This is a genomic window from Pseudomonas sp. R19M (genome assembly GCF_050312585.1).
GTDB lineage: Bacteria > Pseudomonadota > Gammaproteobacteria > Pseudomonadales > Pseudomonadaceae > Aquipseudomonas > Aquipseudomonas palleroniana.
The window spans coordinates 154,987-179,873 of record NZ_JBNPJV010000093.1 but is presented as its reverse complement, the minus strand read 5'-3'; the positions used below and the strand labels follow the sequence as shown (position 1 = coordinate 179,873).

Here is a 24,887-nt window from a genome sequence, read left to right as displayed (position 1 = left end):
TCAGAAACACCATGGCGTCGTTGTTGGGGCGGCGAAGCCGCCCAGCGCGGGGCAAGCCCGCTCACTACAGGGTCAGTTGTCGTAGCCGAGGTTCGGTGCCAGCCAGCGTTCGGTCACGGCCAGGTCCTGGCCTTTACGCGCGGTGTAGCTTGCAATCTGGTCTTTATCCACCTTGCCCACGGCAAAGTACTGCGCCTGCGGGTGGGCGAAGTACCAGCCGCTGACCGCCGCCGCCGGGAACATCGCGTAGTGCTCGGTGAGGAACACTCCACTGCGGCCGGCGTGCAGTTCATGGGCTTCGGGGTCCAGCAACTGGAACAGGGTGCCTTTCTCGGTGTGGTCCGGGCACGCCGGGTAGCCGGGGGCAGGGCGGATGCCGCTGTACTGCTCCTTGATCAATGCCTCGTTGTCCAGCGCTTCATCCTTGGCATAACCCCAGTAGTCTTTACGCACCTGCTGGTGCAACCACTCGGCACAGGCTTCGGCCAGGCGGTCGGCCAGGGCCTTGACCATGATCGAGTTATAGTCGTCACCCGCATCCTGGTAGGCCTTGGCCACGTCTTCGGCGCCAATGCCGGCGGTGGTAATGAACCCGCCCACGTAGTCGGTCACGCCGCTGTCCTTGGGGGCGACGAAGTCGGCCAGGGAGAAGTTCGGCTTGCCGTCGGTCTTGATGATCTGCTGGCGCAGGTGGTGCAGGGTTGCCAGAGGCTTGCCGTCATCGCCGTAGACCTCCAGGTCATCGTCCTGCACCTGGTTGGCCGGCCAGAAGCCGAACACCGCGCGGGCGCTGATGAGTTTTCCGTCGATCAGCTTCTTGAGCATTTCCTGGGCATCGGCATACAGCGCGGTGGCGGCTTCGCCCACGACTTCATCGGCGAGGATGCGCGGGAATTTGCCGGCCAGGTCCCAGGAAATGAAGAAGGGCGTCCAATCGATGTACTCGGCCAGGACATTCAGGTCGATATTGTCCAGCACCTTGGCACCGGTAAACGTCGGCTTGACCGGGGTGTAGCCGGCCCAGTCGAACTGCGGCTTCTTGGCGATGGCCGCCGCGTAGCTCAGGCGCTCGGTGCGGGCGCTACGGTTGGAGGTGCGCTCGCGGACTTCCACGTACTCCTCGCGGGTGCGTTCGACAAAACCGGCCTTGAGTTCCTCGGACAGCAATTGCGTGGCCACACCCACCGCACGCGAGGCGTCGGTGACATACACCACCGCATCGTTGCTGTATTTGGGCTCGATCTTCACCGCCGTGTGCGCCTTGGACGTGGTCGCGCCACCGATCATCAGCGGCAGGTGGAAATCCTGGCGCTGCATCTCACGCGCCACATGCACCATCTCATCCAGCGACGGGGTGATCAGGCCGGACAGACCGATAATGTCGCACTGCTGCTCCTTGGCCACCTGCAGGATTTTCTCCGCCGGCACCATCACGCCCAGGTCGACGATGTCATAGCCGTTGCAGCCCAGCACCACGCCGACAATGTTCTTGCCGATGTCGTGCACGTCGCCTTTGACCGTGGCCATCAGGATCTTGCCCTTGGCTTGCGGCTTGTCGCCTTTTTCCAGCTCGATGAACGGGATCAAGTGGGCCACGGCCTGCTTCATCACCCGGGCGGATTTCACCACCTGGGGCAGGAACATTTTGCCGGCGCCGAACAGGTCGCCAACAATGTTCATACCGGACATCAGCGGGCCTTCGATCACTTCGATCGGGCGTGCGAACGACAACCGGGATTCCTCGGTGTCTTCAACGATATGCGTGGTGATGCCCTTGACCAGCGCGTGCTCCAGGCGCTTGTTGACCTCCCAACCACGCCACTCCTCGGTCTCGGCTTCCTTGACGCTGCCGTCGCCCTTGTACTTGTCGGCAATGGCGAGCAGGGCGTCGGTGCCGTCCGGGGTGCGGTTGAGCACCACGTCTTCCACCGCATCACGCAGCTCTGTCGGGATCTGGTCGTAGATTTCCAACTGGCCGGCGTTGACGATACCCATGGTCAGGCCATTGCGGATCGCATACAGCAGGAACACCGAATGGATTGCCTCGCGCACCGGGTTGTTGCCGCGGAACGAGAACGACACGTTGGACACACCGCCGGAGCTCAGTGCATACGGCAGCTCGTCGCGGATATAGGCGCAGGCGTTGATGAAGTCGACGGCATAGTTGTTGTGCTCTTCGATACCGGTGGCGACCGCGAAGATGTTCGGGTCGAAGATGATGTCTTCCGGTGGGAAGCCGACCTCATTCACCAGGATGTCGTAGGAGCGTTTGCAGATTTCTTTCTTGCGCGCTTCGGTGTCGGCCTGGCCGGCCTCGTCGAACGCCATCACTACCACGGCAGCGCCATAGCGCTTGCACAGCTTGGCGTGATGAATGAACTGCTCCACGCCTTCTTTCATGCTGATGGAGTTGACGATGCCCTTGCCCTGGATGCACTTGAGGCCCGCTTCGATCACGTCCCACTTGGAGGAGTCGATCATGATCGGCACGCGGGAGATGTCCGGTTCGCCAGCGATCAGATTGAGGAAGGTCACCATGGCCTTCTTCGAATCGAGCATCCCTTCGTCCATGTTGATGTCGATCACCTGGGCGCCGGCTTCCACCTGCTGCAGGGCGACTTCGAGGGCTTCGGTGTAGTTGTCCTCACGGATCAGCCGGGCAAACTTGGCCGAACCTGTGATGTTGGTGCGTTCGCCGACGTTGACGAACAACGAGCTGCGATCAATGGTGAAGGGCTCCAGGCCCGACAGGCGGCAGGCCTTCGGAATGTCCGGGATCACGCGTGGCGCGTAGCCGGCCACGGCCTTGGCAATCGCCTCGATGTGGCCTGGGGTGGTGCCGCAGCAACCGCCGACGATGTTGAGGAAGCCGCTCTGGGCGAACTCTTCGATGACCTTGGCGGTTTCCGAGGGCAGCTCGTCATACTCGCCGAACTCGTTGGGCAGGCCGGCGTTGGGGTGGGCCGAGACGTGGGTGTTGGCCTTGTTGGACAACTCTTCCAGGTACGGGCGCAACTCGCTGGCGCCCAGGGCGCAGTTCAAGCCCACCGAAATCGGCTTGGCGTGGGCCACGGAGTTCCAGAACGCTTCGGTGGTCTGGCCCGACAGGGTACGGCCGGAGGCGTCGGTGATCGTGCCGGAAATCATGATCGGCAGTTCCACGCCCAGTTCCTCGAATACGCCTTGCACGGCGAAGATCGCGGCCTTGGCGTTGAGGGTGTCGAAGATGGTTTCGATCAGGATCAGGTCGGCGCCGCCTTCGATCAGCCCTTTAGTGGCTTCGGTGTAGTTTTCCACCAGCTCGTCGAAGGTCACGTTGCGGTAGCCGGGGTTGTTCACGTCGGGGGACAGCGAGCAGGTGCGGCTGGTCGGGCCGAGCACGCCGGCGACAAAGCGCGGCTTGGCCGGGTTCTCCAGGGTCTTGGCGTCGGCCACCTTGCGCGCCAGGCGCGCACCTTCTACGTTTAGCTCGTAGGCCAGTTCTTCCATGCCGTAATCGGCCATGGAAATGCGCGTGGCGTTGAAGGTGTTGGTCTCGAGGATGTCGGCCCCGGCATCCAGATAAGCCTTCTCGATCCCGCCGATCACGTCGGGGCGGGTAATCACCAGCAGGTCGTTGTTGCCCTTGACGTCGCTTGGCCAGTCGGCGAAGCGTTTGCCACGGTAGTCATGCTCCTCGAGCTTATAGCTCTGGATCATCGTGCCCATGCCGCCGTCGAGGATCAGGATACGTTCCTTGAGGGCTTGGTGAAGGGCTTGCAGACGAGCGCTACGATCGGACATGGGACTACTCTGGTCAGGCATTACGGGGGGCATGAATCATAGCAAACCTGTGCCGATTTGGAGCATGTCCGGGCTTTGCATGAATATCGTTCATGTTGGAAGGGGCGATGGCCCTGTAGAATCACCGGCAATTTTTCAGCGTACGCTTCGATTCGGGACCGGGCACATGCCATTTCGTTTTATTACCAGCGCCGTCCTGGCGTTGGTCGCCGGCTATGCCCAGGCACAAGGTCCCGCTTCGGCGATCTCCTATACCCGCGATATTCAGCCGATCTTTACCGAGAAGTGCGTGGCCTGCCACGCCTGCTACGACTCCGCCTGCCAACTCAACCTGGGCAGTGCCGAGGGCGCGGCGCGCGGTGCGAGCAAGTCGCCGGTTTACGATGGCGAGCGCAGCCAGGCGACGCCAACCACCCGTTTGTTCTATGACGCGTTCGGCAAGCAGGCGTGGCAGCAAAAGGGTTTCTATTCGGTGCTGGACGCCCAGGGCAGCCAGGCCGCGCTGATGGCGCGCATGTTGGAACTGGGCCACAACGCGCCGCTGCAACCCAATGCCAAATTGCCTGAAGACATCGTGCTGGGCCTCAACCGCGACAACATGTGCGCAATGCCCGGCGAGTTCAACGCCTACGCCGGTGCGCATCCCAAGGAAGGCATGCCCCTGGCGGTCACCGGCCTCACCGATCAGCAGTACCAGACCCTGCAACGCTGGCTCGCCTCCGGTGCGCCGATCGATGAGCAGGGCCTGGCGCCAAGTGCCCGTGAAGCCTTGCAGGTGCAGCAATGGGAGAACCTGTTCAACCAGCCCGGCGCCCGCGAGAGCCTGGTGGCGCGCTGGTTGTACGAGCACTTGTTCCTGGCGCATATCTATTTCGAGAACGGCGAGCCTGGGCATTACTTTCAATGGGTCCGTTCACGCACACCCAGCGGCCAACCCATCGACCTGATCGCCACGCGCCGCCCCAACGACGACCCCGGTACCCAGGTGTACTACCGCCTGTGGCCGGTGCAGGGGGTGATTGTGCATAAAACCCACATCACTTACCCGTTCAGCGCCGAGAAGATGGCCCGCATCAAGGCGCTGTTCTACGCCGGCAACTGGCAAGTGAATGCCTTGCCGGGCTACGGCCCGGGGCGTCGCGCCAACCCGTTCGAGACGTTCGAGGCGATCCCGGCCAAGGCGCGTTACCAGTTCATGCTGGATAACGCCGAATATTTTGTGCGCACGTTCATTCGTGGGCCGGTCTGCCGTGGGCAGATCGCCACGGATGTGATCCGCGATAACTTCTGGACCCTGTTCCAGGACCCGGATCACGACCTGTACATCACCGATGCCCGTTATCGCGGCCAGGCCACGCCGTTGCTGGCGATGCCGGGGCAGAACGATGACGTGGGCAGTGTGCTCGGCCTGTGGTTGGCCTATCGCGACAAGCGCAACCAATACGAAGTCTTGCGCCGCGACAGCTATGCAGACGTGGCGCCGCCCAGTTGGTCGACCCTGTGGGCCGGCAACGACAATGCGTTGCTGACGATCTTCCGTCACTTTGACAGCGCCTCGGTCACCAAAGGCCTGATCGGCGAAGTCCCGCAAACGATGTGGTTGTTCGACTATCCGCTGCTGGAGCGCACCTATTACCAACTGGCGGTAAATTTCGACGTGTTCGGCAACGTGTCGCACCAGGCCCAGACGCGCTTGTATTTCGACTTGATCCGCAACGGCGCCGAGCAGAACTTCCTGCGCTTGATGCCGGCTGACAGCCGCGACGGTTTTCTCGATGACTGGTACCAGAACAGCGGGAAACTGAAGATGTGGCTCGACTATGAGGCGATTGACGACGACAAGCCGAGCGGCCTGCACCTCAACGCGCAAGACCCGAAACGCGACTTCGCCAACCAGTTGCTGGCCCGCTACGGCGACCTCAACGTCAGCCCGGACCCGATCAACCGCTGCACCGGCGCGTTTTGCTCGCGTGACGGTATCGAGCCGGCCTTGCAGGACGCCGAACAGGCGCTCAGCCGCCTGACCAAACGCCCGGCGGCCGGGCTCAAGGTCATCGACCAATTGCCTGAAGCGACCCTGCTGCGCATTGAGACCGCCAGCGGCAAGCGCGAGGTCTACAGCATGCTGCGCAATCGCGCGCACAGTAACGTGGCGTTCCTGTTGGGTGAGGCCTATCGCTACCAGCCCGGGCTGGATACGCTGACTATTTATCCTGGTGTACTGACCAGCTATCCGAACTTCATCTTCAACATCCCGGCGCAGCAAGTGCCTGAGTTTGTGGCGGCCATGGAGAACGCCAAGGATGCCAAGGGTTTTGAGCAGATCGTTGATCGATGGGGTATTCGTCGCAGTCATCCGCTGTTTTGGCAGTACTTTCACGATCTGTCGCGGTACATCCACGAAACCACACCGGTGGAAGAGGGTGTATTGGACATGAACCGCTATGAAAACCTCTGAGTCCTCGCGCTATCGTTGACCCTACGAGGATGGGCGCTGCCAGTAGGCGGGGCCATAGTCCATCAGCAGTTCACTGCCGGCGCGGATGTCGTCCTTGGCGATCAGGAAGACCATGTATTTCCCGGCATAGACGGCCGCCACATTGTCGTTGCCCACGCGTGGCGCGCCGGGCATCTGGCCTGTATTGATCAGGCTGAGCATATTGCTGTTGCCATGCCCGCTGATCGTCGCGCCCTCGGTGGCGGTCTGGAATAAATAGTCGGACACCCGCTGCATGCCATGCTCAAGAATATCGGCACTGAGCGACGCATCGTTCAGATGCAGGCGCCCGGTGTACGGCCCCAACACATCAAAATGCTGGATATCGCGCCGCGCCACCAGCGAGTAACCGCGCTCCGGGCCGTCGTCGAGTTTTTTTACCTCGAACAGTTCGCTCAGCAGGTCATGGTGACGGCCTTCCTTGGTGATCCAATCCTGGATGTCTTCCGTCACGGCCTCGATCACCCGCTGGCGCTTGGGCTCCCTGAGCCCGTCGAACAGGCCGCAGTCATTGGTGATCCTGATCTGCTCCACCGCGCCCTCCAGCTCTGCCGTCAGGCTGCGGTTGACGTTGTAGGGGTCTTGCAGGATCGGCGCGGCGTTGTTGATCTGGTGCCCATCGGGGCGATCGGCGTCGTAGTGCGTACGGCTGCGCTTGGCGGCGAGGGTAGGCTGTTCAGTGTCGGGTTCACGCGGCGACGTCTGGGTGGTGGAATCCTTGGAGGGACTGGCGGCCGGCGCCGGCACTGTGCGCTTGCGCGCCAGCGGTGTGTTGGGCAGGGGCTGGTCAAAAAATACCGCCAGGCGCCCGGCCTGGGTCAACTGGCCATTGTCCTCGACATACTGCCGCCATTTCACCGGGTTCAGATTACGCTGGTCGAGGAAGTGTTCCATAGAACGATGCGGCTGGGCCTGGGCCTGGGCGTGCAGGCGGTGCCAATCCTCCAGGTCTTGCCGGGTCAGCGGGCTGAACGACTGCTGCAGGCTGTGTTTTTCCAGGACTTTGCCAAGTGGCGTGAATGAGCCGTCCATATTGACATGGTCGATAAAGGCCTGCGGGTCGAGGTTGTGATCGTGGGCATAGCCCTCGCGGGTGCGCTTGACCCGCATCGCCTGGGGCATGCGCCGCCAGCGTTGCAGGTTTTTCAAGGCTACGGGCACCCGAGCGCGGTTGGCTTGATCGAGCATTTCCTGGCCGCGACCGCGCAGTTCGCCGCGCATATGCACAAACTGGTGAAACGCCGCCGGGTCGAGATTGTGCTTTTTGATGAAGGCGTCCGCCGCCAGTTTCAGGGCCATCTCGGAGAAGGCCGACCACTTTTGCAAGGTCGGCGGCGTAAGCACATTCAGGCCATCCGGCGCGCCGCCCGCGAGCCTTGTCGGGCTTGAAAACCAATGGCCGGGCTGCACCGAGGACAGCCTGATACCCAAGTCCCGATTGGTTTTCGGGTTGATCAGGGCGACGGTAAAACTGTTTGCGCTCCCTTCGGCGATTTCCTTGAGGTAGCCGTAGGAATGCTCGCGGATCTGATAAACGGCGATCTCGCCGCGCTCATCGATGTTGCAGACAAACGCCTGACCATACTCGCGTCGGTGGAAAATCCCCCGGGAATCCGGCTTGAGCCCGCTGATCCAGTGGGCTGACACCGCATAGCGGCTGATGTGCGGGTCACTGTTGCTCATGACCGTGACCGGTTCGCGAAAGCGTGGGCCGAAAACGCTGTCCGAGGCAGCGTCAATCAAGCGCCAGTCCGGCTGCGCAGTGCTGCCGACATTGCGCAGCGGCACATTGGGCGTGTCTGCCACTACAAACAGCCGGTCGCCGGCTTGTCGTGGCGCCCAGCCTGCGGGGTTCACCGGAATCAAGCGGCTGGCGGGAATCATCTCGTCCGCCCATTCGCCCAGCTTGTTCAAGGTCTTGTAGAACAATTTGAGCGAATAGTAATGGCCCATCTGCAACAAGGTCGGCAGGGCGCTAAGTGGGTTCAGTTCGTCCAACACCTGGATGATCAACTGCCGTGTCAGGGTCTTGAGCGCGGGCAGCGCCAGGCGAATCCCGGCCCGGCCGGACTGCACCATCACCCGTGCACTGCCGGCCACGTATTTGCCAATGGGCAGGGCGAACCCAACGATATCCGCAAAAAAACCCAAGCCGCCGAGGGCTACGCGTTCCGGGTCGCTGGAATTGAGGTCCTCGATTGCCCCCCAGAACGGCACGAGGATTTTTCCCCAGAACACCATGCGTTCGACGAGGTACTCGCCGATGTCCAGCACCTTGGTGGCTTCGCGGATGTTTTCCAGCAACGTCGCTTCGTCGCAGAAAAAATGTTGCTCGGCGATCATTTGCGCCAACGCTTCAGCGCGTGCCCCATAGAGGTGGTTGGTGGCGCGGGACACCTGACTGACGGGTCGATGGAGCGGTGCCAGCACCTCGCCAACCGGCTCGGCGATCAGCGTATGGTGCTGGCCGGGCCTGGGCGTTGCGCCATTGCGGTAGGCCGGCCAGTCGAATGCCAGCAAGGTACCGCAGCGAAAGGTACCTTTGCCGCGGCGGGTGGCAGCGCCGATGGATTGGGTCTTGACCACGCCACCAATCAGCAGGCTGCGAATGTCATCGCGTACACGAATCACGCCAAGGGCGGGAAACACTTCGATGTAACACGCAGTGTCCGCAAGACGCGGGTTGCTCAGGCGCAGGATGAAACCCGTGCGGCCACGTACGGCGGAGGTCCGACGTGGGGTCTCGAAGTTGGCTTCGACGTCGCGCAGCGGCTCGCGCAATGCATAGACGCGGACTTCGTCGCGCTCGATATCGCCGACAGACGGCGGGATTTGCGCGAGCAGTGTCTTGATCAGTTTCTTATAGGCGGCTTTCGGGGTTTGCAGATAGGCATAGAACGCCGTGTCATGGGCTTGGTCGCTGCTGAACTGTGCGCGTCCCGGCGGCCTGAGTACAATTTGCTTGATAGCCTCGATCACCTCACGCTCGTGGCGCTCCAGTGCCGCAACTGCCTGGGTCACTTGCTCCGGGGTATAGCGCTGCTTTTGCACGGGCAGCAAACCGTTGGCCTGCGCCCAGTGCAGGGTCGGCGGTAATCTGGCCAGGGTCACCAGCGTCTGTCGCCTGGTATCGCCCTCGCAGGCCCGGAAGTACTCGGCTGAAAGGTTGTGCAATTCATCAAAGGTGAAAACACGCGACGCGCCGGGTTCCAGGCATTCGGCAAGGAGAAAGCCACTTTTGAAATGCACCCAGGCACTGGTGGTGCCGTAGGACAGCTCATCGGGAATGCCGTCGACCCATACCTCGCTGGCGATGTGCGCCTTGGCGACGCACAGCACCAGCGCCGCGCCATGGGCGTCGACGCCCAACTCACGTTGGTAGTCGTGCAGCAGGGACTCACGGATTTGCGCGTAGCTGGCGCACGGTGCGATCAACCGGTTGAGTTCGTTGTCGTACTGGGCGGTGTCGTGGGGCTTGATGCTCAGCCATAGGGCGCGCCAGACGAGTTTGACCAGCACTGCCCGAGGACAGTCCTGAGTGGGGTCTGCGCCGAACCAGTCGAGTGCGCTGACGATCCGCCGGCCGACCTCGAGGCTGTGGGGCTGATGCAGGTATTCGCTTAACAGTACCGTCGGCTGGCTGCGGGCCAGCTTTTGCTGCGGCGCAAAAAACGTGTCGGGAAGGATGTGGCTGAACAGCGATTTGCCGTGTTCCTCTTCCAGCGCACGCGTCACGCCGACGATGATTGCATCGCCGGCGTCGCCCAGCAGCGACTCCAGGTCGTTGCTGTAATCTGCGTGCCCCAGCGCGAGCAGCGCGCAGCATTCACGTAGCGTGTCGAGCAGCGTGCTCCATTGCGCGGGCGTGGTCGGGCTGTGAGGGACCAGGCCGTAATATTTGAGCGCAAGATCGAAGCGCACCGAGCCGTCACTCTTGAGCCCGTCGCCAACGCGATGGAGGATGGCCAATAGCACCTCGGCATCCATCGTCCAGTAGGTGGGGATATCGCGCAGTACCACGGGTTGATTGCACAGCGTGAAAACCTCCGGGATGGGAGGTTTTGGATGCCTGGGGGTGTTGACGAGGGCGGTGAGGGAGTCCAGCAGCGTGTCGGTGTAGGGCGTCTGGGAGGGTTGCCGGTTGTGTAGGTATTCGACAAAGTCCTCGTCGGCCTCCAGCTTTTGCAGCGTGGTAAACGCGGCCTGGCATTGTCGGCCGAGCTCGGAACCGGGGAGCGGGCGGTAATAGAGGCTGGCAGCCGCTGCGCTGGAGGCGGAGCTGGCCAGCGGGGTGACTGCGTCGATCAAGTGGTACAGGGTGTCGAGTTGGGCGGGGCGTTTTCTGCAAAAAATCGATAACGATAGTGGGTCCATGGCGGGTCTCGGCCGAGTCGGTAAAACCCGATGTTAGGCAGGCGCTGCCGGGCCGGGACCTATATAGATACCTACCGGTATGTTGGTGACTTTTCCGACAAAAATACTAGGACTTTGTACCGCCTCGATGATTGGCGTAAACTGGCGGCAAGCCTGTGAGGAGTTTCCATGACTGCCATAACCATTACCGACGCCGCCCACGATTACCTGGCTGACCTGCTGTCCAAGCAGAACACCCCGGGTATCGGCATCCGCGTCTTTATCACCCAGCCCGGCACCCAGTACGCCGAGACTTGCATCGCCTACTGCAAGCCTGGCGAAGAGAAGCCGGAAGACACCGCCCTGGGGCTGAAAAGCTTCACCGCGTACATCGATGCCTTCAGCGAAGCCTTCCTGGACGACGCCGTGGTCGACTACGCCACCGACCGCATGGGCGGCCAGTTGACCATCAAGGCGCCCAACGCCAAGGTGCCGAACATCAACGCCGACAGCCCGGTCAACGAGCGTATCAACTACTACCTGCAAACCGAGATCAACCCGGGGCTGGCCAGCCACGGCGGCCAGGTGAGCCTGATCGACGTGGTGGATGACGGTATCGCCGTACTCAAGTTCGGCGGCGGCTGCCAGGGCTGCGGCCAGGCGGACGTGACCTTGCGTGAAGGGATCGAGCGCACGCTGCTCGAACGTATCCCGGAGCTTAAAGGTGTGCGCGATGTGACCGACCACACGCAGAAAGAAAACGCCTACTACTGAGTAAGGTGTTCACTGCGGACAAAAAAACGGCGCCCCGTGAGCGCCGTTTTTTATGCTTGAAATTCAGATAATTACGAGAACTATCTAACAAATAAGATCAACTGTGGGAGCGGGCTTGCTCGCGATTGCGGTGTATCAGTCACCAAGGCGCTGACTGACATTGCGCATTCGCGAGCAAGCCCGCTCCCACATTTTGGTCCGCCGTGCATTCAGGGGCGATAAAGGTGGGCGTGACCTGCGCGGTACAGCGAGGACTCACTGAACCCGTCATTGGCCAGCACCCGGCCCACCACAATCAGCGCCGTACGCCGGAAGCCCTTGAGCGCAACCTGCTCGGCGATGTCCGCTAACGTACCCACCACCCAATCCTGATCCGGCCAGGTGGCCCGGTGCACCACGGCAATCGGGCAATCCGCGCCATAGTGCGGCAGCAATTGGGCGACGATCTTCTCTAGATGATTGACCCCCAGGTGAATCGCCAGGGTGGTGCCATGGCGGGCCAGGCTGTCGAAGTCTTCCCCGGCCGGCATGCTGGTTTTATCTGCGTAGCGGGTCAGGATCACGCTTTGGGCGATATCCGGCAGGGTCAGCTCGGTTTCCAGCAGTGCCGCACACGCCGCCACGGCGGTCACCCCGGGAATGATCTGGAAGGGGATGCCCAACTCGCGCAAGTGCCGGATCTGCTCGCCAATCGCCCCATACAGGCTGGGGTCGCCCGAGTGGACCCGCGCCACATCCTGGCCGTTGGCGTGGGCGGTCTTGATCAGCTCGATGATCTGCTCCAGGTGCAATTCGGCGCTGTTGACCAGCGTTTGCGCCTGATGACCTTCCAATACCGCCGCCGGCACCAGCGAGCCCGCATAGATAATCACCGGGCAGCTGCGGATCAGCCGCTGGCCTTTGACGGTGATCAGTTCCGGGTCGCCGGGGCCTGCGCCGATGAAGTAGACGGTCATGGGGAGTTCCTGTTGAAAAACGGGCGAGCATGAAGATTGTTCATGATCGAGGAGGGCAATTATCGGGATTTCAGCCGGCGCACGCCAATGCAAAGGTGGCCTGGGGGGATTTTCGGCGGCTGATCAACAAGCGGGCAGGGGCGTTGGCGAGCTGCTCGGCCAAGGCCAGGGCGGCGCTTTCGGCAACGCCGTAACAGCCGGTATGGGCAAAGGCAATCGCGGATTTATGGCTCAGACGGTGTTCAAACGTCGCCAGGTGTTGCGCACTGAAACAGCGTAAGGGCAACCCCAACTGTTCGGCCAGCGCGAGCAATCCCGGTTCATGCTGTTTGTGATCGATACTCGCCAGTGCCGTGACCTGCTGGCGCTCGATACCGCCCTCGGCCAGGGCGGCGTCAAACAGCGCCAGCAGGGCGTGAACCTCACAGCCCCGCTGGCAACCCAGGCCGACCACCAAGGTCATGCCGAGTAGTGGCCGTCGCGATTGCGCCGGAACAACCAGGCGCTGATCAAGCCCAGGGCCAGCCAGAACAGCACGTTAGTCAATTGCGAGGCAATCTTGAACTGCGCTTCCAGGGCCTCCGGGGCCAGCATCGAATGCACTGCCGGCTGCGGCGCACCGATGATATGGGGCACGGCCAGGATCGCCACGCCCAACACTTTGAGCAGCCAACTGCGGCCAAACACAAGCAGCGCGATACCGGCAGCGGTGGAGGCGGCGGTACCGATCCACCAGATCTGGCGCTGGGCCAGGTCTGCCGCGGCGGTGCCCGGCAAGTCGGGTGGCAAGCCCAGGGTCGGGGCCAGTACGAACGTTGCGTAACCGGCCAGGCCCCACAGCAGGCCCTGCGCCGTGCGGGTAGGCGCGCGCAAGGTGTAGAGGCCGGCCAGCATCAGCGCGAAACCGACAGCGACCACCAGGTTGCCCCCGGTGGTAGACAGCACACGCTGCCAACCGTCTTCAGGCTCCCAGGCCTCGGCATCGTGGGTGTGGGCGGCGGCGCCTGCGGCATGTTCATGGGCGACTTCGGCCGTCGCCGGGGCCTTTTCAAAGGTCTCCGCCTGCAGAATCAGCGGGGCGACCCAGAAGCTTTGCAGCAAGGTCAGCAGCAAGGCGGCCAGCAAGCCGGTGAAACCTGCGGTTTGCGCAATACGCTTGATCATGTCGACAGGTCTCAGTGGCACGGGAACGCGGCGCTGTGGCGGGTATCGTGCGCGGCGTTATGCACCGCCTCGATATGCGAGAAACCGGCGAAGTAAACCAGGCACGCGCCGAGGATCGACGCACCGATGGCGGCCGTCAGGCGTTGGCTCAAGGTAGAAGTGCCACTGGTGGCGTGCGAAGTGCTGCTGATGATCGACATGGCGCGTCCCTTTTCTTCGGTTTCAGGGTGACACGAGCGCATGCAAACCCCGCGAGCCAGGCCCGCAGAGTTCTGAACAGCGCCCGCCCACCGCGGGTTTGTTATCTGATTTTTCGGGCCGGTCTCCGGGCTCGCGAGGGGCACTCTGCACAGAGGCCTGAAAGCATCGCCTTCCCATGCATTCGCACAGTGGCTGTGACACTTCGCTCGCTTACCGTTGCGGGGGCAGCACCGGACTTGCCATAGATGGCTCACCGGTTTCCCGTTTCACCCTTTGCAGGGCACCCGAAACAAGACACGTAGGAAAGCATGCAGGGCGACGGTAGTCAAATTGGTCGTGCCCCTGTAGCCTTGCATCTTCGAGGTTCTTCGGCCCAGGCCGGAGCTAAGAAGGGAACGCGGTTCAAGCCGCGGCTGCCCCCGCAACTGTGAAGGGTTCAACTGACTGCCACGCCACTGCCGATAACGCGGGAAGGCGCAGCCGGCGCCGGTCGCAAGACCCGCAAGCCCCAAGCCAGGAGACCTGCCTCGCAACCGATTTTCCAATTCAACCGGGCGGGGTGATCCGGTGACGAAATCCGCTGCTGCGCGCCGCCGCAGGGCCTGTCGTCCCGTCTGCCCGCCCCAAAAGGGCATCCGATGAAAACACTGGCCAAACTCCCCGTCACCATCGTTACCGGCTTTCTCGGCTCGGGCAAAACCACCTTGCTGCGGCATATGCTCGACAACGCCCAGGGCCGTCGTATCGCGGTGATCGTCAACGAGTTCGGTGAACTGGGGATCGACGGTGAAATCCTCAAGCAGTGCTCCATCGGTTGCACCGAGGAAGAAGCCAATGGCCGCGTCTACGAGCTGGCCAACGGCTGTCTGTGCTGCACGGTGCAGGAAGAGTTCTTCCCGGTGATGCGCGAATTGGTGGCGCGGCGCGGCGACCTCGACCATATCCTGATCGAAACCTCCGGCCTGGCCCTGCCCAAGCCGTTGGTGCAAGCCTTCCAGTGGCCGGAAATCCGCAGCGCCTGCACGGTTGACGCGGTGATCACCGTGGTCGACAGCCCAGCCGTGGCCGCCGGCACCTTCGCCGCCTTCCCGGACCAAGTGGACGCCCAGCGCAAACTGGACCCGAACCTGGACCACGAATCGCCGCTGCACGAGCTGTTCGCCGATCAACTGGCCAGCGCCGACCTGGTGATCCTCAACAAGACCGACCTGATCAACCCCGAAGATCTGGCCCGTGTGCGCCTGGAAGTGGCCGAGGAGTTGCCGCCGGCGGTGAAGATCATCGAAGCCAGCAGCGGCCGCTTGCCGCTGGACGTGCTGATCGGCCTGGGTGCCGGCTCCGAAGAACACATTGACGGTCGGCATAGCCATCACGATCACCACCACGACGGCGAAGAGGATCACGACCATGATCACGACGCCTTCGACTCCATCTCCATCGACCTGCCGCAAACCGACGAAGCGCTGTTGCTCGACGCCCTGACTCAGTTGGTAGTGCAACACGGCATCCTGCGCGTCAAAGGCTTCGCCGCGATTGCGAATAAACCCATGCGCCTGCTGATCCAGGGCGTAGGCACGCGCTTTGACAAGCACTTCGACCGTGCCTGGGGCGCCGATGAAGCGCGGACCACGCGCCTGGTACTGATCGGCCAGGAGCTGGATGCGGCGGGTCTCGAAGCGCAACTGCGCGCCGCCCTCAGCGTCTGACCCATGCACCTGCTCAGGACCCAGCCCGGTGGTTTCGTCTCGGACGACAATATCGCCGACCTTGGACAAACCCCCGCCGAACTGGTGATCCTGTGCAGCGGCGATTCCAGCCTGGCGCTGTTGGCCGAAGCGGCGCAGCAGTTACCCGACGATTACCCGAGCTTGCGCCTGGCCAACCCGATGCAGGTGCAGAATCACGCCTCGGTTGACCTGTATGTCGATGAGGTGCTGCGCCACGCCAAGGTCATCCTGATTTCGTTGCACGGCGGCATCGGTTATTGGCGCTACGGCATTGAGCGGTTAGTGGAGTTGGCCGAGCGTGGTGTGCAATTGATCCTGGTACCCGGCGATGATCGCCCGGACCCGGAACTCAGTGGGTTGAGCACCGTCGGCATGGAAGAACGCGACCGCCTCTGGCACTTCCTGCGCCAAGGCGGTTTGGGCAATGCCCTGGATTTCTATCGCTGCCTGGCCAGTACGTACCTGGGCCGCGATTACGCCTGGGCCGAGCCGCAGCTGTTGCCGCGCACGGCGATTTATCATCCCCAGCACGCCAACGCCTGCCTTAATGACTGGCAGCCGCAGTGGAACCCTGAGTTGCCGGTGGCGGCGGTGCTGTTTTACCGCTCCCATTTGCAGGCGGCCAATACCGGTTTTATCGACGTGTTCTGCCAGCGCCTGCAGGCGGCGGGGCTTAATCCGTTGCCGATGGCGGTGGCCAGCCTGAAGGAGCCCGGCTGCCTGGCGGTGGTCGAGGACTGGCTGGACGAAGTCAGCGCAGCGGTGATCCTGAACACCACCGGCTTTGCCCAGTCCAGCCCCGAAGCCCCGCATTTATACCCGTTTCGCCGCAATATCCCGGTGATCCAGGCGATCTGCGCGCAAGACAACCAGCCGGGCTGGGAGGCCAGCGAACAGGGGCTCGGCCCACGCGACCTGGCGATGCACATTGCCTTGCCGGAGCTGGACGGGCGTATCATCAGCCGGCCGATCAGTTTCAAGGACCTGGCGTGGCGCAGCGAGCGTAGCCAGTCGGACGTGGTGTGCTACCGCGCAGCCCCTGAGCGCATGGACTTTGTCGCCGAACTGGCACGCCGTTGGGTTGAGCTTGCGCGGGTGCCGAATGCACAGAAACGTATTGCACTGGTGCTCGCCAACTACCCGACCCGTGACGGGCGCATTGGCAACGGTGTGGGCCTGGACACCCCAGCGGCGGCGCTGAATATCCTGCGTGCGCTGCAAGCGCAAGGCTACCCGCTGCCGCACGCGTTGCCGGACAGCGGCACCGTGCTGATCCACCAATTGCTGGGCGGCGTCACCAACGATCTGGACAGCCTCGACCTGCGCCCTTGCCACCAGAGCCTGGGCCTGGACGATTACCAGGCGATGTTCGACCGCTTGCCCGAAGCCAACCGCCAGGCCGTGCTGGAACGTTGGGGGCCACCTCATAACGACCCGATGTGCCGCGATGGCCGCCTGATGATCGCCGGCCTGCGCCTGGGCCTGACCTTTGTCGGGATCCAGCCTGCGCGGGGCTATCAGGTAGACCCCAGCGCGGTGTACCACGACCCTGACCTGGTGCCGCCCCACGGCTATCTCGCGTTCTATTTCTGGCTGCGCCATACCTATGGCGCCCACGGCGTAATCCATGTGGGCAAGCACGGCAACCTCGAATGGCTGCCGGGCAAGGGCGTGGGCCTGTCGCAAACCTGCTGGCCTGATGCATTGTTGGGGCCGCTGCCGAATATCTATCCGTTTATCGTCAATGACCCGGGCGAGGGCGCCCAAGCCAAGCGGCGCACCCAGGCGGTGATCATCGATCACTTGATGCCGCCGCTGACCCGCGCCGAAACCTATGGTCCGTTGCGTGACCTTGAGTTGTTGGCGGATGAGTATTACGAGGCGCAGTTGCTTGACCCGCGCCGCGCACTGGAACTGCAGAAAGACATCCTCAAGTTGGTGCGCGAAACCCGTATCGACCAGGAGCTGGCGTTGGGCAGCGACGTGGACGCGGCCGTCTGGCTGCCGCGCCTGGACACCTATCTGTGCGACTTGAAGGAGTCGCAGATCCGTGACGGCCTGCATGTCTTCGGCGAATCTCCCGCAGGCCGCCTGCGTATCGACACCTTGCTGGCGTTGTTGCGTATCCCGCGTGGCGACGGCCGTGGTCCGCAATCGAGCCTGTTGCGCGTATTGGCCAAGGCTTTCGAATTGGGCTTTGACCCCCTCGACTGTGCCTTGGCCGAGCCCTGGACCGGGCGCCGGCCCGAGGTCTTGCAGGCGCTCGACGCGCAGTTGTGGCGCACCGCCGGCGATACGCGTGAACGCCTGGAACTGTATGCGGCGCGGTTGATCGAGCAGGCGCTGGAAGGTCCGCTGGAACAGTTGGAAGAACCGGGCTGGGAGGACGTGAAGGCGGTTATCGAGAGCCTGCGCTGGGTGGTGGCGCCGCGCTTGGATAGCTGCGGCCCGGCCGAGATGCGCGGCTTGCTCGATGCTCTGGGCGGTCGCTTCGTACCGGCCGGCCCCAGCGGTGCGCCGAGTCGCGGGCGCCTGGATGTGCTGCCCACTGGGCGCAATTTCTTCGCGGTGGATGTGCGCAACCTGCCGACCACCACGGCCTGGCGCATTGGCTTTCAGTCGGCCAACCTGATTCTGGAGCGACACCTGCAAGATCACGGCGACCATCTGCGTCAGCTCGGCCTGTCGGTATGGGGCACGGCGACCATGCGCACCGGCGGCGACGATATCGCCCAGGCCATGGCGCTGATGGGTGTGCGCCCGGTGTGGGCTACCGGTAGCCAACGGGTGGATGACTTTGAAATCCTGCCGATCAGCCTGTTGGATCGCCCACGGGTCGACGTGACGTTGCGGGTGTCCGGGTTCTTCCGTGATGCCTTCGCCAACCTGATCCGCCTGTTCGACGCGGCGGTGCAGGCGGTGGCCGCCCTGGATGAACCGGACGATATGAACCCGCTGGCGGCCAAGGTGCGCAGCGAGCGCGAGGCGCTGCTCAGCTCGGGCCTGGACGCAGAGGCCGCAGCCAGGCAGGCCGGCTGGCGGATCTTCGGCGCCAAGCCCGGTGCTTATGGCGCGGGCGTGCAGGGCGCCATTGACGGTCGCCTCTGGCAAAGCCGCGAGGACTTGGCCGAGGTTTACCTCAATTGGGGGGCGTACGCCTATGGTGGCTCGGATGAAGGCAGCGCCGCCCGCGAACAGTTCGCTCGGCGCTTGAGCCAGGTGCAGGCGGTGTTGCAGAACCAGGACAACCGCGAGCATGACCTGCTCGACTCCAACGATTACTACCAGTTCCAGGGCGGCATGCTCGCCGCCGTGGAAACCCTCAGTGGCGCCAAAGCCGCGAGTTACCATGGCGACCACAGCCAGCCGGACTTGCCGAAGATCCGTACCTTGAAGGAAGAGTTGAACCGGGTGATCCGTTCCCGTGCCGCCAACCCGAAGTGGATCGACGGGGTCAAACGCCACGGTTATAAAGGTGCCTTCGAAATGGCGGCGACGGTGGACAATCTGTTCGCCTTCGACGCCACGACGGCGCTGATCGATGATCATCAATACGCCTTGCTCGCCGACGCCTACCTGCTCGACCCCGACACCCGGGCCTTTGTGCAGCAGCACAACCCGGCCGCGCTGCGCGACATGACCGAACGCATGCTTGAAGCCCAGCAGCGCGGCCTGTGGCAGGAGCCGGGTGCGTATCGCGAGGCGTTGGAAAACCTGTTGCTGGATATAGAAGAAGACAGCTGATGACTGATACGCCACATTTCCCACTGGCCGCCGTGGTCGGCGCCGATGCATTGAAACTGGCGCTGTGCCTGGCGGCCATCGACCCGAAGATCGGCGGCGTGCTGATCGAAGGCCCGCGCGGCATGGCCAAGTCCACCTTGGCCCGTGGCCTGGCGGATTTGCTGGCCAGCGGTCAGTTCGTCACCTTGCCGTTGGGCGCTACTGAAGAGCGGCTGGTCGGCACCCTGGACCTGGACGCCGCGCTGGGCGAAGGCCGTGCGCAGTTTTCCCCCGGCGTGTTGGCCAAGGCCGATGGCGGCGTGTTGTACGTCGATGAAGTCAACTTGCTGCCGGATCATCTGGTGGACGTGCTGCTGGATGTGGCTGCCAGCGGCACCAACCTGATCGAGCGAGACGGCATCTCCCATCGGCATTCGGCGCGCTTTGTGCTGATCGGCACGATGAACCCGGAGGAAGGTGAGCTGCGCCCGCAGTTGCTCGATCGATTCGGCTTCAATGTGGCGTTGAGCGGCCAAACCTTGCCCGCCGAACGCGGGCAGATCATTCGGCGTCGGCTGGACTTTGACCGCGATCCTCACGCCTTCTGTGCGCAATGGGCCGGGCAACAGGCCGAGTTGCGTGAACGTTGCACCCAGGCCCGGGCGCGTCTAGACGGTATCGCGCTGGATGACCAGGCACTGGCAAAGATTACCGAGCGCTGTTTTGCGGCGGGTGTCGATGGCTTGCGTGCCGACCTTGTCTGGCTGCGCGGCGCCAGGGCGCATGCCGCTTGGCGAGGGGCTGATGCCATCGCCGACGAAGATATCGACGCCGTGGCCGAATTTGCCTTGCGCCATCGCCGTCAGGAGCAATCACCGCCTGCCGGTCCTCCCCATCAGGGCCAGTCGCCCAAGCAGTCCGATCCTTCTCCTGGCCAAGGCCAGTGGGGCGATATGCCTGCACCAGCACTGCCCACGGGTGCGCGCCGTGATGTGGCGGCCTGGCCAAAAAAGCCCTAGGCATTCGCCCTCGACTGGACGCGGGGGCGGATGCCCGGCCCAAAGCGGGGCGAGTGGGCAAAGGCGCGCAGGGCAGGGCGCGCAGCGCTCAGCAGGGGGCGGTCAATTGGCCGGGCACCTTGCTCGGTGGTCGCCCGCAAGCGCGCGAGGACTTGCTGTTTCATCTGCGTAGCCGGTCGGCGCATGAGTTGTGGTTGGTGATTGTCGATGCCTCGGCGTCCACGCGGCGTCATCGCGCATTAAGCGACGCCAAGGGCTTGCTGGCCCAACTGTTCGAAGACGCCTACCGACAGCGCGCGCGCATGGCGTTGCTGACGGCCAGCGGGCAGTCGCCGAAGTGGCAGGTGCAGGGGCTGAAAGCGGCCAAGAGCCTCGCAGGTTGGCTGGAGCAACTGGGTGCCGGTGGCGGTACGCCGTTAATGGCGGCACTGATCGAGGCCGGGAATTGGTTGGCGCAGCGGCGCAAGCGCTATCCTGCCGAGCAGCAGCGCTTGTTGGTGATTACCGATGGGCGGCTCAAGACGGTTGCCGGTTTGCCGTCGCTGGAGTGTCCGGGCTGGCTGGTGGATATCGAGCGTGGGCCCATCAGGTTGGGTCGGGCCCAGGAGCTGGCGACGGGCTTGCAGTTGGAGTATCGCCACATCGATCACTTGTAGTGAGCGGGGCAAGCCCTAATGCCAGTCAGTTAAGGCTTAACGCGGTCACTGTGGGAGGGGGCTTGCTCCCGATGGACTGCGTAGCAGGCCCATTTTTGAGGCCGCTGCGCGGCCTATCGGGAGCAAGTCGAATCGTCGCACCGCCCCTCCGACAATTTATTCATCGCCCGCTTTATCGCTTAACTGACTGGCATTAGGGCAAGCCCGCTCACTACAGACTCCCTGGCACGTTGGGCCAGAGATCCGCTACCAGGAACAGGCGCTCGGCTTCCTCCCAGTCTTCGCCGGTTTGCACCAGCCGCACCAACAACTGTGCCGGCGCCATCGGGTCCAGGTCGGCCAGCCAGTGGTGCATCTGTTCCACGCTCCACACTTCACTCGCGGGGTAATGTGCCGGCGCCAGCCATGCGTGGCGTGGCAGGGGTTGCCAGCGACCGGCTGGGCTTGCGCTGGAAAAATCCCGCCAGTCACGCTGATGCAGCCAGTGCCCGCGCAGATGCTGCGGATGGGCGCCGTGGGGCGGCTCGGCCTGGCCGGGCCAGGGGTACAGCAAGTAACCCCCCAGCCACAAATGCGCCTCCAGGCATTGGATGTCCAGCGTAGCGAGGGCTTCGCGGCTCTCGGCTTTGGCCGATATCGGCAATTGATGTTGAGCCAGGTGCGCCAGTTTGCGGTCCAGCCGGTCGTGGCACCCAGGGCCTAGCCATTGCGCGGTGTCCTGGCCGTTGCCGTGCTGGGGGCCGAGGTAAAGTTTGATCGCCAGTTCCAGGTGGTGCACGCCATCGCGGTCGCGCAACAGCATATCCAGCTCGCCCAGGGTGTGCCCGGCGCGGCGGATCGGCAGGTTGGCCGCCAATAGCTCCACGCCCGGCGCGTGTTGCACGGCGAATTGCCACAGGCGTTCGTAGTAGAGGCCCAGGCGCCGGGTGCGTGACAGGCTCAACCAATGCTGCAAGGCGCTGCTGTCTTGATCGAGAGTGCGCAACCAGTGTTCCAGCCGATCGGGCGCCTGCACCCAGTCGCTGCCGGCCAATGGGTGACGCTGAGGCCAGGGCGTTTGCGCAAGCATCGGCGGGGCCAGGATCACCCACGCCAGGTCGCGCACCTCGGGGTGGCGCAGTTGGCGGGGTAAATGATGCAAGTCAGGGAATACCGTCATGGTCCGAGCATAGCCTTTTACGCACCGGGCAGGTGGCTGAGAACCGTTGTCATCATGGTCGGGCAGCGACAAAGGGTTTTGCCTGGCGCGGCCTTTCGCCCATAATCGTTGTTTTTCGCCATACCCTACATCCCGCAGGAGCCCCATGGAGCAATTTCGCAATATCGGCATTATCGGTCGTCTGGGCAGTACCCAGGTGCTGGACACCGTCCGCCGGCTGAAAAAGTTCCTGCTGGAACGCCACCTGCACGTGATCCTCGAAGACACTATCGCTGAAATCCTGCCGGGCCATGGCCTGCAAACCTCGTCGCGCAAGATGCTCGGCGAAGTGTGCGACATGGTGATCGTGGTCGGCGGCGACGGCAGCCTGCTCGGCGCGGCCCGGGCGCTGGCGCGGCATAACGTGCCGGTGCTGGGGATCAACCGGGGCAGCCTGGGCTTCCTGACCGATATCCGCCCGGATGAGCTGGAAGTCGAAGTGGCCAAGGTGCTCGACGGCCATTACCTGGTGGAAAACCGCTTCCTGCTGCAAGCCGAAGTGCGCCGCCACGGCGAAGCCATCGGCCAGGGCGATGCCCTGAACGACGTGGTGCTGCACCCGGGCAAATCCACGCGCATGATCGAGTTCGAGTTGTATATCGACGGCCAGTTCGTGTGCAGCCAGAAGGCCGACGGCCTGATCGTCGCCACGCCCACCGGCTCCACGGCGTACGCGCTTTCAGCCGGTGGCCCGATCATGCATCCCAAGCTCGATGCCATTGTGATCGTGCCGATGTACCCCCATATGTTGTCCAGCCGGCCGATTGTGGTCGATGGCAACAGTGAGCTGAAGATCGTGGTATCCAAAGACATGCAGATCTACCCGCAAGTCTCCTGCGACGGGCAGAACCATTTTACCTGCGCGCCCGGTGACACCATCACGGTGAGCAAGAAGGCACAGAAGTTGCGCTTGATCCACCCGCTGGATCACAACTACTACGAAGTGTGCCGCACCAAGTTGGGCTGGGGCAGCCGCTTGGGGGGTGGAGGCGACTGATGCTCGATCCCGCGCGTAGCTACGACCTGATTGGTGACGTGCACGGTTGCGCCCATACCCTCGAGCACTTGCTCGACCGGCTGGGTTACCACAAGCAGGGCGGCACCTGGCGCCATCCCACGCGTATGGCGGTGTTCCTCGGCGATATCATCGACCGCGGCCCCCGCATTCGCGAGGCGTTGCATATCGTCCACGACATGGCCGAGGCCGGCCAGGCGTTGTGTGTCATGGGCAATCACGAGTTCAACGCACTGGGTTGGACCACCGCGGCACCGCCAGGCAGTGGCAAGCAGTTCGTGCGTGAGCACAACCCACGGCATGCACGCTTGATCCATGAGACCCTGACCCAGTTCGAGCATCACCCGGCCGACTGGCATGACTTCCTTGGCTGGTTCTATGACATGCCGCTGTTTGTCGATGCCGGGCGTTTTCGCGTGGTGCATGCGTGCTGGGACGACAGTTTTATCCAACCGTTGCGGGCGACTTTCCCGGACGGCTGCATCGACCAGCACTTCCTGCAGGCCGCCGCCGTGCCCGGCAGTTTTGCCTGCAACGCCTTCGACCGCCTGCTGCGTGGCACCGATATGCGCCTGCCCGATGGGCTGACGCTGACCGGTGGCGACGGCCTGACGCGCTCGTTCTTTCGCACCAAGTTCTGGGAGGACGACCCCAAGACCTACGGCGACATTGTGTTCCAGCCCGACGCCTTGCCAGAGCCGGTGGCGCGCACGCCGTTATCGTCCACTGAAAAAAACTCCCTGCTGCGCTATGGCGTCGACGAGCCGTTGTTGTTCGTCGGCCATTACTGGCGCAGCGGCAAACCGGCGCCGATCCGCCCGAACCTGGCCTGCCTGGACTACAGTGCGGTGCTGTACGGCAAGCTGGTGGCGTATCGACTGGACCAGGAAACCCGGCTGGACCCCCGTAAATTTGTATGGGTCGACGTTGAGCGGCCTGAGGTTATTGCATGAGCACCGTTGCTGTATTGCGCTTGCCCTTGAGCGCCGACCTGGGTGGTTTCGTCAAACTGCTGCAACGCATGCAGGTGCCTCATCGAGTCAGCGAGGAGGGCGGTGAGCAGGTGTTGTGGGTGCCCGAGAGCATCAGCGACGACGTGCGCGTGTTGTATCAGCGCTTTCCCGCCGGTGATCCGGACCAGCAACTGGACATTCCCGAGCAGGCGCCCGTCACCCGCCCAGGCTTTGTCCAGCAACTGCGCATGAGCCCGGTGACCGCGCTGGTGCTGTTGGCTAGCATGATCGTGGGCGCGGTGACCCTGCTCGGTGAAAACCTGCAAGCCATGGCCTGGCTGACCTTCCTGCCGTTCCGGGTCATGGGCGAATACATTCAGTTCACACCGCTGGCCGACAGCCTGGCCGCAGGGCAGTGGTGGCGGCTGGTCACGCCGATGCTGATCCACTTCGGCATCCTGCACCTGGCCATGAATGGCATGTGGTATTGGGAGCTGGGGCGCCGTGTCGAGGTGCGCCAGGGCAGTATCAACCTGCTGGGCCTGACCCTGTTGTTCAGCCTGGTCTCCAATTACGCACAATATGCCTATGGCGGCCCGGGCCTGTTCGGCGGGCTGTCCGGTGTGTTGTATGGCCTGCTCGGGCACTGCTGGATCTTCCAGTTATTGTCGCCCAACCCGGCCTATCGCCTGCCCCGTGGGGTGCTGGCAATGATGCTGATATGGCTGGTGCTCTGCATGTCGGGGCTGGTCTCGATGATCGGCTTCGGCGAAATCGCCAACGCGGCCCACGTGGGCGGCTTGGCCATCGGTTGCCTGACAGGTTTGCTGGGCGGGCTGTACAGCCGTCGCAAAGCGTCTATTTGATA

The 24,887-nt window shown here is 63.1% G+C and carries 16 protein-coding genes and 2 riboswitches; of the genes, 9 read left to right on the top strand and 7 right to left on the bottom strand.

All coding sequences use genetic code 11. From position 1 onward, the window contains the following. Positions 1–72 precede the first annotated feature (72 nt). A complete protein-coding gene (gene metH / locus ACQRBT_RS24320) occupies positions 73–3,783 on the bottom strand; it encodes a methionine synthase (protein ID WP_412046810.1) in 3,711 nt (1,236 codons plus the stop codon). Between the two features lie 166 nt (positions 3,784–3,949). On the opposite strand from metH, the gene ACQRBT_RS24315 reads away from it, so the two are divergent. Further along, positions 3,950–6,241 carry a fatty acid cis/trans isomerase gene (locus ACQRBT_RS24315; RefSeq protein ID WP_412046811.1) on the top strand — a complete coding sequence of 764 codons (2,292 nt, stop codon included), beginning with the start codon at positions 3,950–3,952 and terminating at the stop codon, positions 6,239–6,241. Between the two features lie 21 nt (positions 6,242–6,262). On the opposite strand, the gene ACQRBT_RS24310 is transcribed toward ACQRBT_RS24315, so the two are convergent. Continuing rightward, on the bottom strand, positions 6,263–10,654 hold the full coding sequence (locus ACQRBT_RS24310; protein WP_412046812.1) for an SET domain-containing protein-lysine N-methyltransferase: 4,392 nt from the start codon (positions 10,652–10,654) through the stop codon (positions 6,263–6,265). A gap of 168 nt (positions 10,655–10,822) precedes the next feature. On the opposite strand from ACQRBT_RS24310, the gene nfuA reads away from it, so the two are divergent. Continuing rightward, complete coding sequence (gene nfuA / locus ACQRBT_RS24305) at positions 10,823–11,407, top strand: Fe-S biogenesis protein NfuA (protein WP_060757121.1); 585 nt, start codon at positions 10,823–10,825, stop codon at positions 11,405–11,407. A 209-nt stretch (positions 11,408–11,616) separates the two neighbouring features. Here the strand turns inward: nfuA and cobM are convergent, their stop codons facing one another. The 4 genes from cobM to ACQRBT_RS24285 form a co-directional block, all read right to left on the bottom strand. Then, the gene (gene cobM / locus ACQRBT_RS24300) at positions 11,617–12,363 is read right to left on the bottom strand and encodes a precorrin-4 C(11)-methyltransferase (RefSeq protein ID WP_244383714.1); all 747 of its coding nucleotides are present in this window, start codon (positions 12,361–12,363) and stop codon (positions 11,617–11,619) included. Positions 12,364–12,433: 70 nt separating this feature from the next. Continuing rightward, positions 12,434–12,826, bottom strand: a complete 393-nt coding sequence (locus ACQRBT_RS24295; protein WP_198761889.1) for a cobalamin biosynthesis protein — start codon at positions 12,824–12,826, stop codon at positions 12,434–12,436. Further along, positions 12,823–13,527, bottom strand: a complete 705-nt coding sequence (locus ACQRBT_RS24290) for a CbtA family protein (RefSeq protein WP_412046813.1) — start codon at positions 13,525–13,527, stop codon at positions 12,823–12,825. The genes ACQRBT_RS24295 and ACQRBT_RS24290 overlap by 4 nt, the downstream gene beginning before the upstream one ends. A gap of 11 nt (positions 13,528–13,538) precedes the next feature. Then, positions 13,539–13,727, bottom strand: coding sequence for a CbtB domain-containing protein (locus ACQRBT_RS24285; protein ID WP_412046814.1), 189 nt, complete (start codon positions 13,725–13,727; stop codon positions 13,539–13,541). A 99-nt stretch (positions 13,728–13,826) separates the two neighbouring features. Next, positions 13,827–14,031, bottom strand: a riboswitch (cobalamin riboswitch). Positions 14,032–14,072: 41 nt separating this feature from the next. Next, positions 14,073–14,272, top strand: a riboswitch (cobalamin riboswitch). 94 nt (positions 14,273–14,366) lie between these two features. Between ACQRBT_RS24285 and cobW the strand changes: the two genes are divergently transcribed. The 4 genes from cobW to ACQRBT_RS24265 are packed head-to-tail and all read left to right on the top strand — an operon-like array spanning position 14,367 to position 20,853. After that, positions 14,367–15,434: a cobalamin biosynthesis protein CobW gene (gene cobW / locus ACQRBT_RS24280; protein WP_090371491.1), complete on the top strand. Its 1,068-nt coding sequence runs from the start codon at positions 14,367–14,369 to the stop codon at positions 15,432–15,434. A 3-nt stretch (positions 15,435–15,437) separates the two neighbouring features. After that, on the top strand, positions 15,438–19,199 hold the full coding sequence (cobN, locus tag ACQRBT_RS24275; protein ID WP_412046815.1) for a cobaltochelatase subunit CobN: 3,762 nt from the start codon (positions 15,438–15,440) through the stop codon (positions 19,197–19,199). Continuing rightward, positions 19,199–20,197, top strand: a complete 999-nt coding sequence (locus ACQRBT_RS24270; RefSeq protein ID WP_244383711.1) for an ATP-binding protein — start codon at positions 19,199–19,201, stop codon at positions 20,195–20,197. The genes cobN and ACQRBT_RS24270 overlap by 1 nt, the downstream gene beginning before the upstream one ends. Before the next feature lie 53 nt (positions 20,198–20,250). Next, a complete protein-coding gene (locus ACQRBT_RS24265; RefSeq protein WP_412046816.1) occupies positions 20,251–20,853 on the top strand; it encodes a vWA domain-containing protein in 603 nt (200 codons plus the stop codon). 211 nt (positions 20,854–21,064) lie between these two features. Here ACQRBT_RS24265 and ACQRBT_RS24260 read toward each other — a convergent pair whose 3' ends face one another. Next, positions 21,065–22,012: a DUF1853 family protein gene (locus ACQRBT_RS24260; RefSeq protein WP_411983895.1), complete on the bottom strand. Its 948-nt coding sequence runs from the start codon at positions 22,010–22,012 to the stop codon at positions 21,065–21,067. A 145-nt stretch (positions 22,013–22,157) separates the two neighbouring features. On the opposite strand from ACQRBT_RS24260, the gene ACQRBT_RS24255 reads away from it, so the two are divergent. The 3 genes from ACQRBT_RS24255 to ACQRBT_RS24245 are packed head-to-tail and all read left to right on the top strand — an operon-like array spanning position 22,158 to position 24,885. Then, complete coding sequence (locus ACQRBT_RS24255) at positions 22,158–23,048, top strand: NAD(+) kinase (RefSeq protein WP_003217892.1); 891 nt, start codon at positions 22,158–22,160, stop codon at positions 23,046–23,048. Continuing rightward, positions 23,045–24,019, top strand: coding sequence for a metallophosphoesterase (locus ACQRBT_RS24250; RefSeq protein WP_372241686.1), 975 nt, complete (start codon positions 23,045–23,047; stop codon positions 24,017–24,019). The genes ACQRBT_RS24255 and ACQRBT_RS24250 overlap by 4 nt, the downstream gene beginning before the upstream one ends. Next, on the top strand, positions 24,016–24,885 hold the full coding sequence (locus ACQRBT_RS24245) for a rhomboid family intramembrane serine protease (protein ID WP_412046817.1): 870 nt from the start codon (positions 24,016–24,018) through the stop codon (positions 24,883–24,885). The genes ACQRBT_RS24250 and ACQRBT_RS24245 overlap by 4 nt, the downstream gene beginning before the upstream one ends. The last annotated feature ends 2 nt before the right edge of the window (positions 24,886–24,887 follow it).

What these genes read in the sequence shown, in the direction of transcription:
- ACQRBT_RS24315 (WP_412046811.1), top strand. Translation starts at nt 3,950, where the DNA reads ATGCCATTTCGTTTTATTACCAGCGCCGTCCTGGCGTTGGTCGCCGGC.
- ACQRBT_RS24245 (WP_412046817.1), top strand. Translation starts at nt 24,016, where the DNA reads ATGAGCACCGTTGCTGTATTGCGCTTGCCCTTGAGCGCCGACCTGGGT.
- cobN (WP_412046815.1), top strand. Translation starts at nt 15,438, where the DNA reads ATGCACCTGCTCAGGACCCAGCCCGGTGGTTTCGTCTCGGACGACAAT.
- metH (WP_412046810.1), bottom strand. Translation starts at nt 3,783, where the DNA reads ATGTCCGATCGTAGCGCTCGTCTGCAAGCCCTTCACCAAGCCCTCAAG.
- ACQRBT_RS24270 (WP_244383711.1), top strand. Translation starts at nt 19,199, where the DNA reads ATGACTGATACGCCACATTTCCCACTGGCCGCCGTGGTCGGCGCCGAT.
- ACQRBT_RS24255 (WP_003217892.1), top strand. Translation starts at nt 22,158, where the DNA reads ATGGAGCAATTTCGCAATATCGGCATTATCGGTCGTCTGGGCAGTACC.
- ACQRBT_RS24310 (WP_412046812.1), bottom strand. Translation starts at nt 10,654, where the DNA reads ATGGACCCACTATCGTTATCGATTTTTTGCAGAAAACGCCCCGCCCAA.
- nfuA (WP_060757121.1), top strand. Translation starts at nt 10,823, where the DNA reads ATGACTGCCATAACCATTACCGACGCCGCCCACGATTACCTGGCTGAC.
- ACQRBT_RS24290 (WP_412046813.1), bottom strand. Translation starts at nt 13,527, where the DNA reads ATGATCAAGCGTATTGCGCAAACCGCAGGTTTCACCGGCTTGCTGGCC.
- cobW (WP_090371491.1), top strand. Translation starts at nt 14,367, where the DNA reads ATGAAAACACTGGCCAAACTCCCCGTCACCATCGTTACCGGCTTTCTC.
- ACQRBT_RS24285 (WP_412046814.1), bottom strand. Translation starts at nt 13,727, where the DNA reads ATGTCGATCATCAGCAGCACTTCGCACGCCACCAGTGGCACTTCTACC.
- ACQRBT_RS24295 (WP_198761889.1), bottom strand. Translation starts at nt 12,826, where the DNA reads ATGACCTTGGTGGTCGGCCTGGGTTGCCAGCGGGGCTGTGAGGTTCAC.
- ACQRBT_RS24260 (WP_411983895.1), bottom strand. Translation starts at nt 22,012, where the DNA reads ATGACGGTATTCCCTGACTTGCATCATTTACCCCGCCAACTGCGCCAC.
- cobM (WP_244383714.1), bottom strand. Translation starts at nt 12,363, where the DNA reads ATGACCGTCTACTTCATCGGCGCAGGCCCCGGCGACCCGGAACTGATC.